The organism is Streptomyces sp. NPDC093795 (assembly GCF_044764665.1).
GTDB lineage: Bacteria > Actinomycetota > Actinomycetes > Streptomycetales > Streptomycetaceae > Streptomyces.
The window spans coordinates 1-9,558 of sequence record NZ_JBIWIO010000006.1; the positions used below are offsets into that span (position 1 = coordinate 1).

Consider the following 9,558-nt stretch of genomic DNA (forward strand, 5'->3'; position numbering starts at 1 on the left):
GGCTTCATCGTTCGACTTGCATGTGTTAAGCACGCCGCCAGCGTTCGTCCTGAGCCAGGATCAAACTCTCCGTGAATGTTTACCCGTAATCGGGTGACACTCGCGTTGAGCGGGACAGTCAGGCCGGAATAAGGCCGACTGTCCACAGCGTCCTCGCTGTGTATGTTGCCTACCCACCACAAGGGCCGGCAGGACTTTCAAAGGAACCTCGCCATCCGAAGATGGACGGGGTATCAACTAATCTGGCGTTGATTTTTGGCACGCTGTTGAGTTCTCAAGGAACGGACGCTTCCTTTGTACTCACCCTCTCGGGCTTTCCTCCGGGCTTCCCTTCGGTCTTGCGTTTCCGACTCTATCAGATCCTTTCGGCGCCTGATTCCCAGTCAGCGGGATTTGTCTTTCCGGCTGTTGGGCCGTTCCGACGAGTGAGACTTTAGCGGATTCCCTGCCTCCGACGCTAATCGGGCGGCTGCGCTCAGGTTCGAACGCGGATTCCTCATTTCGCAAAAACGCACGGAAAGCAGAACGGCACGACAAAGCACCGTCAGCTTCTGTGGGTCTTGCGGGATGGCTGTCCGGGGCCGACCGGGGTCGGTGCTCACGTCGGACAACTCGGAGAACCTTACGGATCGGTCAATCCCGTGTCAACCCCGGCCCCCCGGGCTCACGCTCGGCCCATGACTACGCGTGCGCACACCACCCAGTGGTGGGTCGCCTGACCGGCGGCCCGCACTCGCGCATGCACCACGCGGCCGCCGCCTCGGCGGCCGTTCGCGTATCCCCCTCCGGGAGCCGGCCGTCGGGTCGGTGCTCTGGAGAAGAGGGAGAACGAACGCGATGACGAGGATCTTCAGCGGGGTCAAGCCGAGCGGGCACCTGACGCTGGGCAACTACCTCGGGGCCGTCCGACGGTGGGTCGAGACGGATCAGCATCGGGCTGAGGCCCTGTTCAGCGTCGTGGACCTGCATGCGCTGACCGTGGAGCACGATCCGGCGCGGGTGCGGCGGCTCAGTCGGCAGGCGGCCACGCTGCTGCTCGCCGCGGGGCTCGATCCGAAGCTGTGCACCTTGTTCGTGCAGAGCCATGTGGACGAGCACACACGGCTGTCGTACCTGCTGGAGTGCACGGCCACGGCCGGCGAGCTGCGGAGGATGATCCAGTACAAGGAGAAGAGCGTCCAGGCGCGGGCGGCGGGGCAGGGTGCGCGGCTGTCCCTGCTGACGTATCCGGTGCTGATGGCGGCGGACATCCTGGCGTACGGGGCCGACGAGGTGCCCGTGGGTGAGGACCAGACGCAGCACGTGGAGCTGACCCGTGATCTGGCGGTGCGGTTCAACCAGCGGTACGGGCACACGTTCACGGTGCCGAGGGCGACGCGGCCCGAGGTGGCGGCGCGGGTCATGGACCTTCAGGACCCCACGTCGAAGATGGGGAAGTCGCATGCGAACGGGGCCGGGATCGTCTATCTGCTCGACGACGCGGAGACCGTGCGGCGGAAGATCATGCGGGCCGTGACCGACAGCGGGCGGGACGTGGAGTACGACCGGGAGGGTAGGCCGGGCGTCGCGAATCTGCTCGATCTGCTGGCGGCCTCGACGGGTGGGAACCCCGAGGCGCTGGCCGGTGTATATGAAACGTACGGATCGTTGAAGAAGGACACGGCGGAGGCGGTCGTCGAACTGCTGAGGCCCCTGCGGGAGCGGCATGCCGAGCTCGCGGCGGACCCCGGCTTCGTGGACCAGGTGCTAAGGGACGGGGCCGATCGGGCCCGGGGGATGGCGCGGCCGCTGGTGGACCGGGCCTATGGCGCGATCGGGCTGTTGCCTGCCGGGTGACGGAACGCGTTTCGGTAGTCGCGTGGGCTGGTGGCGAGGTGCGAGGCGAAGTGCTGGCGCATCGTGACCTCGCTGCCGAAGCCCGCGCGGCGGGCCACCTCGGGAAGGGGGTGGTCGGTGAGTTCGAGGAGTTTCTGGGCGGCGGCGACGCGCTGGCCGATGAGCCAGTGCAGGGGGGTGGTTCCGGTGGTGGCCTGGAAGTGGCGGGCGAAGGAGCGGGGGGACATTCCTGCTCGGGCGGCGAGGGTCGCGACGGTGTGGGGCTCGTCGAGGTGGGCGAGGGCATGGGCGCGGACGGCGGCCATCGCGTCGGCGTCGCGGTCGGCGCGGGGGGTGGGGTGCTCGATGAATTGGGCCTGGGTGCCGGTGCGGAAGGGGGCGGTGACCATCGCGCGGGCGATGGCGGCGGCGGCCTCGGCTCCGTGGGCGGTGCGGACGAGGTGGAGGCACAGGTCGATGCCTGCGGCGGTGCCGGCGGAGGTCCAGATGCCGGTGTCCTCGACGAAGAGGGCGTCGGGTTCGACCTGGATCTCCGGGTGGCGGGTGGCCAGGGTCCTGGCGAGGTGCCAGTGGGTGACGGCGCGGCGGCCGTCGAGGAGTCCGGCGCGGGCGAGGACGAAGGCGCCGGCGCAGAGCGAGGCGACCGGGATGCCGGCGGTGTGGGCGCGGCGGAGGGCGTCGAGGACGGGGTCCGGGAGGTCGGCGTCGGGGTCTTCGATGCCGGGGACGAGGACCAGGTCGGTGGGGGTGAGGTCGTCGAGCCAGGTGAGTGGGGTGTCGGGGGCGAGGGTGAGGCCGCCGCGCAGGGGGATGGGGGTGTGCGGGTCGGCTGCGGCCCTGCGGAGTTCGAAGGGAGGGACGCCTCGGGGTGTGCGGTCGCTGCCCCAGACCTCGGTGATGACGGAGATGTCGAAGGCGCGGACGCCGGGGAAGGAGAGGAGGGCGATGCGTTGGGGGCGGGGCCCCGGGGAGGGTGTGGGCGGCACGTGTGGCAGTAAAGCATCGATCGCTGTCATTTGTTCTTCTGGGAGAGCGGCCGGGCCCGGGGAAGGATCGTGGGTATGGAGATCGCACAGAACGCAGCGCTGGTTGTCGTCGACGTACAGAAGGGCTTCGAGGAGGAGTTCTGGGGGCAGCGGAACAATCCGGCCGCGGAGAAGAACATCGCGGCTCTGATCGACCTGTGGCAGGAGACGGGGCGGCCGGTCGTCTTCGTGCGGCACGACTCGCAGGAGGGCTCTCGTTCGCCGCTGCGGACGGGGTACGTGGGGAACGCGTTCAAGGACTTCGTCGAGGAGCGGCGCGGGAAGGGCAGGGGGCCGGAGCTGCTCGTGACGAAGACCGTGAACTCGGCCTTCTACGGGGAGCCGTCGCTCGACGGGTGGCTGAGTGGACAGGACATCGCGCAGATCGTGATCGTCGGGATCCAGACGAACATGTGCAACGAGACGACGGCCCGGATGGGCGGGAACCTCGGGTACAAGGTGGTGTTCCCGCTGGACGCGATGCACACCTTCGACCTCGAGGGGCCGTTCGGGTGGTCGCGGAGCGCGGATGAGCTGACGCGGGCGACGGCTGTGTCCCTGCACGGGGGAGGGTTCGCGGAGGTCGTGTCGACGGAGGAGGTCGTGAAGGGGGCGTCCGCCGGGGTCCGGTGACCCCGGCGGGGGGGCGTCAGCTGTTGCCGGAGGCGAGTTCGCGGCTGCGGTCGCGGGCGGCTTCGAGGGCGGCGATGAGGGCGGCGCGGACGCCGTGGTTCTCGAGCTCGCGGATGGCGCTGATGGTGGTGCCGGCCGGGGAGGTGACGGCTTCGCGGAGCTTGACCGGGTGTTCGCCGCTGTCGCGGAGCATCACGGCGGCGCCGATGGCGGCCTGGACGATGAGGTCGTGGGCCTGGGCGCGGGGCAGGCCGAGGAGGATGCCGGCGTCGGTCATGGCCTCGACGAGGAAGTAGAAGTACGCGGGGCCTGAGCCGGAGAGGGCGGTGGCGGCGTCCTGCTGGGACTCGGGGACGCGGAGGGTCTTGCCGACGCCGCCGAAGATCTCCTCGGTGTGGGCGAGGTGCTCGGGGGTGGCGTGGCTGCCGGCCGAGATGACGGACATCCCCTCGTCGACGAGGACGGGGGTGTTGGGCATGACGCGGACGACGGGGGTGCCGGTGGTGAGGCGGTCCTCGATGAAGGAGGTGGGGATGCCGGCGGCGGCGCTGATGACCAGGCGGTCGGCGGCGACGTGGGGGGCGAGTTCGTCGAGGAGGCGACCCATGTCCTGGGGCTTGACGGCCAGGATGAGGGTGTCGGCGCGCTTGGCGGCCTCGGCGTTGGTGACGGTCTCGACGCCGTAGCGGGTGCGGAGTTCCTCGGCGCGTTCGGCGCGGCGGGCGGTGACCAGGAGGTTCGCGGGGCGCCAGCCGGCGCGGATCATGCCGCTGAGGAGCGCTTCACCGATCTTGCCGGTGCCGAGGACTGCGACGGTCTGGGTCATGGCTCTGTTCACCTCGCCGGAGGGGGTACGTGTCGTCATCCTCGCACCGGTGGGCCGCGTGGTGTGCAGGCGTCCGAGGGGCGGTCACGCGGTGCGGCGGCGGAGGGTGGCCGCGCCGAGGGCGAGGACGAGGAGGGCGCAGCCCCCGACGACGAGGGTGTCGCGGACGAAGTCGCCGGTGATGTCGGGGTGGCGGAGGACCTGGTTCATGCCGTCGACGGCGTACGACATCGGGAGGACGTCGGAGATCGCTTCGAGGGCGGGGGCCATCCGGTCGCGCGGGGTGAAGAGGCCGCAGAGCAGCAGCTGGGGAAAGATCACCGCCGGCATGAACTGGACGGCTTGGAACTCGGAGGCGGCGAAGGCGGAGACGAAAAGGCCGAGGGCGGTGCCGAGGAGGGCGTCGAGGAGGGCGACCAGGAGGAGGAGCCAGGGGGAGCCGATGACGTCGAGGCCGAGGAACCAGACGGCGAGGCCGGTGGCGAGGGTGGACTGGACGACGGCGAGGAGGCCGAAGGCGAGGGCGTAGCCGGCGATGAGGTCGGCCTTGCCGAGGGGCATGGCGAGGAGGCGTTCCAGGGTGCCGGAGGTGCGTTCGCGAAGGGTGGCGATGGAGGTCACCAGGAACATCGTGATGAGGGGGAAGATGCCGAGCAGCGAGGCTCCGATGTTGTCGAAGGTGTCGGGGCTTCCGTCGAAGACGTAGCGGAGCAGGAAGAGCATGAGGCAGGGGACGAGGAGCATCAGGGCGATCGAGCGCGGGTCGTGGCGCAGCTGACGCAGGACGCGGGCGGCGGTGGCGAGGGTGCGGGCGCTGCTCATGACCGGGCTCCTCTTGGGGGGTGCGGGCAGCTCATGGCGCGGGCTGCTCATGGCCGGGGTGCTTCTTGGGGGGTTCGGGGGTGTGCCGCTCGGGCGGTGGCGGCGTCGACCAGGTAGAGGAAGGCCTCTTCGACGGTGGCGGTGTCGTTGCGGCGGCGGAGGGCTTCGGGGGTGTCGTCGGCGAGGATCTCGCCCTCGCGCATGAGGAGGAGCCGGTGGCAGCGTTCGGCCTCGTCCATGACGTGCGAGGAGACGAGGAGGGTCGTGCCGCGGTCGGCGGCGATCTGGTGGAAGAGGTTCCACAGGTCGCGGCGGAGGACGGGGTCGAGGCCGACGGTGGGTTCGTCGAGGACGAGGAGTTCGGGGGTGCCGAGGAGGGCGACGGCGAGGGAGACCCGGCTGCGCTGGCCGCCGGAGAGCCGGCCGGCCAGGGAGTCGGTGTGCGAGGCGAGGTCGACGTCGTCGATGGCCCGGTCGACGGTGGTGCGGCGCTCGTGGCGGTGGGCGCGGCCGGGGAGCAGTACGGCGGCGAAGTAGTCGAGGTTCTGGCGGACGGTGAGGTCGTCGTAGACGGAGGGGGCCTGGGTGACGTAGCCGATGCGGGAGCGGAGGGTGGGGTCGCCGGCGGGGTGGCCGAGGACCTGGAGGGTGCCGTCGACCTTGGCCTGGGTGCCGACGATGGCGCGCATGAGGGTGGATTTGCCGCAGCCGGAGGGGCCGAGGAGGCCGGTGATCCGGCCGGCGGGGACGGTGAAGTCGAGGCCGCGCAGGACGGTGCGGTCGCCGCGGAGGGCGGTGAGGTTGTGGGCGGCGATGGCGGGGGGTGCGGGGTCGGCGGGCTTACCCGCCGGGTAATTCATCATGTGATGAATAATGCGCCTGGGGGTGCCGGGGGTCAAGCATCTGGGCGGCGCCGAGGGAGTAGGCAGGGGGCACGGCTGCGGGCCGTGGGTGGTTGTGCCCACCCGTTCCGCCCTTGCGGAACAGATGCCCACAACCGGCGGCGGTGGGGCGGGGGCTCCTAGCGGCGCTTGGGCTTCTTGCGGGCGGCCGGGTTGCCCGTGCGGGTGCCGCGGCGCTTCTCGAACTGCTCGCGGGCCTTCTCGTACTCCGCGCGGCGCAGCTTCTCGCCGGGGGCCTCGACGAGGCAGCGGGCGCAGTACGCGAGGAGCGAGCCGATGAAGCCGATCGTCTTGAGGCTGCGCAGGGAGTCCTCGCGGGCCGGGTCGGTGGGCCGGCGGAGGAAGCTCTCCCAGGTCTTGCGGAAGGCGATGGCGCTGCAGACCGCGAACATGACGACGACCAGCATGTTGACGATGCCGCCGATGTCGGCGATCTGCAGGCCCTCGTAGGCGAAGCGCAGCACGAGGCAGGCCGCGACGGCGGCGGCGAGCGAGCCTGCGGCCAGGCCGGCGCGGCGCAGCGCGTAGTGGCCGCTGTGGTCGACCCAGGTCGTGCCGAAGAAACGGATCTCCTCGGCCTGGGGACCGGCGGGGGTGCCGCCGGTCGTGCTGGGGGTCTGCTCGTCGTCGCTCACGGGATCGATTATCCCTGGGGCAACGGAGGAGAGACTCAGGCGCAGCGCGGGGCGACGAAGCCGTCGCTGCCCGTGCGCACGTACGCGTCGGAGATGTACTCGCCCGGCGCTATGTTGTCCCAGATCCGCGTGGTGCCGTACGGGCCGCTGATCCACTCGCCGTACTTCTGGCAGTGGATCGCCACCGTGGTGTCCAGCGGCAGCACCCGGACGACCGGGTACTGGGTGCTCGGGCCCGAGCGCACGTTGACCCGGTAGCCCGGCGCGACCGCGTAGCGCTTCGCGCTCAGTGCGGTCACGGTGTCCCCCGCGGTGTTCTTCTCGTCCGTACCCATGGTGTCCTCCCCCTTGGCGCAAAAGCGCTCCACAGAGTTTCACTCTCCGCGACGCGCAGGCTAGCAAGCCCCACCGACATCGCGGGTGCCATGGACTAGGCTCCGTCGGGTCGCGCAGGTGCGCGCGAGGTGACGGGGAATCACACGGGGGTGGGCGATGCCGCCGTTGCGCGGTACCGGTGCCGACCGGGAAGCGGAGGGGCCCGAATACGCGGGCGGCTACCGTCTCCAGGCATGTCTGGGCGCCGGCGGCATGGGCGTCGTACACCTCGCGGCCTCGGCCTCGGGGCTGCGGCTCGCGGTGAAGGTCGTGCACGCACGGTATGCGGAGGACCCCGAGTTCAGGGCGCGTTTCCGCCAGGAGGTCGCCGCCGCCCGCCGGGTCAGCGGAGCCTTCACGGCGCCGGTCGTCGACGCCGACCCCGATGCCGTACGCCCCTGGATGGCCACCCTCTACATCCCCGGGCCCACACTCGCCGATCAGGTGAAGCGGAACGGCCCGCTGGCCCCGGCCGAGATGCGCCGGCTCACCGCCGGGCTCGCGGAGGCGCTGCGCGACATCCACCGCGCCGGTGTCGTCCACCGCGATCTCAAGCCCAGCAACGTGCTGCTCACCGACACCGGCCCCAAGGTCATCGACTTCGGCATCTCCCGGCCGGTCGACAGCGATCTGCGGACCGAGACGGGCAAGCTCATCGGCTCGCCGCCGTTCATGGCGCCCGAGCAGTTCCAGCGGCCCCGCGAGGTCGGGCCCGCCGCCGACGTCTTCGCCCTCGGCTCGGTCCTCGTCCACGCGGCGACCGGGCACGGGCCCTTCGACTCCGACAGCCCGTACATCGTGGCGTACCAGGTCGTCCACGACGAGCCGGATCTGACGGGCGTGCCCCCGGAGCTGGCGCCGCTCGTCGCGCGCTGCCTCGCCAAGGAGCCCGCCGACCGGCCCACTCCGGGCCAGATCATGTCGGCGCTACTGCCGCCGTCGTACGCGGCGGAGGCGTTCATACCGGCGCAACGCCGGCGGCCCTCGCTCCCGGGGGGAGACCTCGACCCCGGTCCCGCGCCCGCGTGGGACGCCGACACGCCGGTACGGGCCCCCGCCGCTCCCCCGCGCCGCCGGGGCCCCCGGCTCGGGCGGCCGCGTCTGCCGATCGCCGTCGCCGCCGCGCTCGCGTTGACCGGGGCCGGGTTGTACGCGGCCCTGAGTCCCTCGGCGCCCGGCGGCCGCGAGACCCCCACCCGCCCGGCCGAGGTGGCCACCGCCTTCGCCGGCTGGCAGACCACGCTCCAGAAGCACGGCCCCACGGTCGCGCCCGCGTGCGCCCACGCCGGGGGCGCGCTGTACTGCTCGGCCCGGAGCGTCGAGCTCGCCCGCCTCGACCCCGTGACGGGGCGCGTGCTCTGGTCGCGGACGGCGCCGGTCAAGGCGGAGACCCCGCTCGCGCCCTTCCTCCTCGCGGACGGTCTGATCGGCGCCGCCGCTCCGACGGGACCGCCGCGGGCGTACGCGGCTGCCGACGGCGCACCCGGCTGGGCGGCCGTGTCGGAGCTTCCCGAGCTGTACCGCCCTGCCGGTACCGCCGTCGTCCTGTCCGACGGGCGGGGCGGGCTCCGGGCCGTCGACAGCCGTAGCGGGAAGGAGCTCTGGCGGCACGGCCTGGCCGGCTTCGGGGTCCCGCTCCCGGGACCGTACGACGCCCCGTCGGGGCTGCTCACCGTCGCCGAGGCCTCGGCCGACGGAACGCGCACGCGGGTCGGCGGAATCCACCCCCGGACCGGTGAGATGGCCTGGCAGCGGAACCTGGACGGTGACCTCGACCCGCTGGGCCGCACCGGCGACGGAACGCTGCTCCTCGGCTCCCGCTACCAGGGGACGCTGGTCGACGCCCTCGTCCTCCTCGACCCGGACAACGGCGCCGTACGCCGGGTCGCCCTGCCGCACCGGATCGACGTCCGGGGCGTCGCCGTGCGCGGCACCGTCGCCCACGTGCTCGACGCGAACGGGCACCTCACCGCCGTCGACACCGCGGCGCCGAAGGGACGGGTGCTGTGGGAGCTGGAGACGGGCGCCGGGAACGTCTCCGTGCCCGTCGTCGGTCCGGGCGACCGGCTGTACCTCTCCGTCCAGGACGGGCGGCTGCTCGCCGTCGACACCGTACGCGGGGCGATGGTCGGCCAGACCCGGCCGCGGCTCCTCAACGGACGCCTCGGATACGCGTCCCTGGTGCCGCCGCCGCTGGTCGTCGGGGACCGGGTGTTCGGGACGGCCCCTGACGGCTCCGTCTTCGCGGTGGACGCGCGCGACCCGGCGTCCTGGTGATCCACGTGCTCCACGTGCTCCACGTGCTCCACGTGCTCCACGCGTGCGCGTAGCCCGTACGTGATCCACGCGCGCGTGCCCGTGCGCGTACCGGAGGAAACACAGCGGCGGGGGGGGGGGGGGGGGGGGGGGCGGCCCCCCCCCCCCCGGGGGGGGGGGGGGGGGGGGGGGCCCCCCGGGGGGCCCCCCCCCCGGGGCCCCCGGGGGGGGGGGGGGGCCCCCCCCCC

9 protein-coding genes and 1 rRNA gene are annotated in these 9,558 nt (G+C 72.1%); 3 read left to right on the forward strand and 7 right to left on the reverse strand.

Annotation, left to right across the window (positions count from 1 at the left end):
- Nucleotides 1-76, reverse strand: a 16S ribosomal RNA gene (locus ACIRB7_RS17385); the annotation flags it as partial.
- A 761-nt stretch (nucleotides 77-837) separates the two neighbouring features.
- Between ACIRB7_RS17385 and trpS the strand changes: the two genes are divergently transcribed.
- Nucleotides 838-1,836 (forward strand): tryptophan--tRNA ligase, encoded by a 999-nt coding sequence (gene trpS, locus ACIRB7_RS17390; protein ID WP_403598881.1) that lies wholly within the window; start codon nucleotides 838-840, stop codon nucleotides 1,834-1,836.
- On the opposite strand, the gene ACIRB7_RS17395 is transcribed toward trpS, so the two are convergent.
- Nucleotides 1,803-2,852 (reverse strand): GlxA family transcriptional regulator, encoded by a 1,050-nt coding sequence (locus ACIRB7_RS17395; RefSeq protein WP_403598884.1) that lies wholly within the window; start codon nucleotides 2,850-2,852, stop codon nucleotides 1,803-1,805. The genes trpS and ACIRB7_RS17395 overlap by 34 nt on opposite strands.
- Nucleotides 2,853-2,897: 45 nt before the next feature.
- Here ACIRB7_RS17395 and ACIRB7_RS17400 point away from each other — a divergent pair, with 45 nt between their 5' ends.
- Nucleotides 2,898-3,494 carry a cysteine hydrolase family protein gene (locus ACIRB7_RS17400; RefSeq protein ID WP_403598887.1) on the forward strand — a complete coding sequence of 199 codons (597 nt, stop codon included), beginning with the start codon at nucleotides 2,898-2,900 and terminating at the stop codon, nucleotides 3,492-3,494.
- A gap of 16 nt (nucleotides 3,495-3,510) precedes the next feature.
- On the opposite strand, the gene proC is transcribed toward ACIRB7_RS17400, so the two are convergent.
- The 5 genes from proC to ACIRB7_RS17425 form a co-directional block, all read right to left on the reverse strand.
- The gene (proC, locus tag ACIRB7_RS17405; protein ID WP_189803333.1) at nucleotides 3,511-4,320 is read right to left on the reverse strand and encodes a pyrroline-5-carboxylate reductase; all 810 of its coding nucleotides are present in this window, start codon (nucleotides 4,318-4,320) and stop codon (nucleotides 3,511-3,513) included.
- Nucleotides 4,321-4,404: 84 nt separating this feature from the next.
- A complete protein-coding gene (locus ACIRB7_RS17410; protein WP_403598890.1) occupies nucleotides 4,405-5,142 on the reverse strand; it encodes an ABC transporter permease in 738 nt (245 codons plus the stop codon).
- Between the two features lie 47 nt (nucleotides 5,143-5,189).
- On the reverse strand, nucleotides 5,190-6,005 hold the full coding sequence (locus ACIRB7_RS17415) for an ABC transporter ATP-binding protein (protein ID WP_403598892.1): 816 nt from the start codon (nucleotides 6,003-6,005) through the stop codon (nucleotides 5,190-5,192).
- 158 nt (nucleotides 6,006-6,163) lie between these two features.
- Nucleotides 6,164-6,679 carry a hypothetical protein gene (locus ACIRB7_RS17420; RefSeq protein WP_403598895.1) on the reverse strand — a complete coding sequence of 172 codons (516 nt, stop codon included), beginning with the start codon at nucleotides 6,677-6,679 and terminating at the stop codon, nucleotides 6,164-6,166.
- 35 nt (nucleotides 6,680-6,714) lie between these two features.
- Nucleotides 6,715-7,014, reverse strand: a complete 300-nt coding sequence (locus tag ACIRB7_RS17425) for an SH3 domain-containing protein (RefSeq protein WP_403598898.1) — start codon at nucleotides 7,012-7,014, stop codon at nucleotides 6,715-6,717.
- 157 nt (nucleotides 7,015-7,171) lie between these two features.
- Between ACIRB7_RS17425 and ACIRB7_RS17430 the strand changes: the two genes are divergently transcribed.
- Nucleotides 7,172-9,331 carry a PQQ-binding-like beta-propeller repeat protein gene (locus ACIRB7_RS17430; protein ID WP_403598901.1) on the forward strand — a complete coding sequence of 720 codons (2,160 nt, stop codon included), beginning with the start codon at nucleotides 7,172-7,174 and terminating at the stop codon, nucleotides 9,329-9,331.
- Nucleotides 9,332-9,558: the final 227 nt, after the last annotated feature.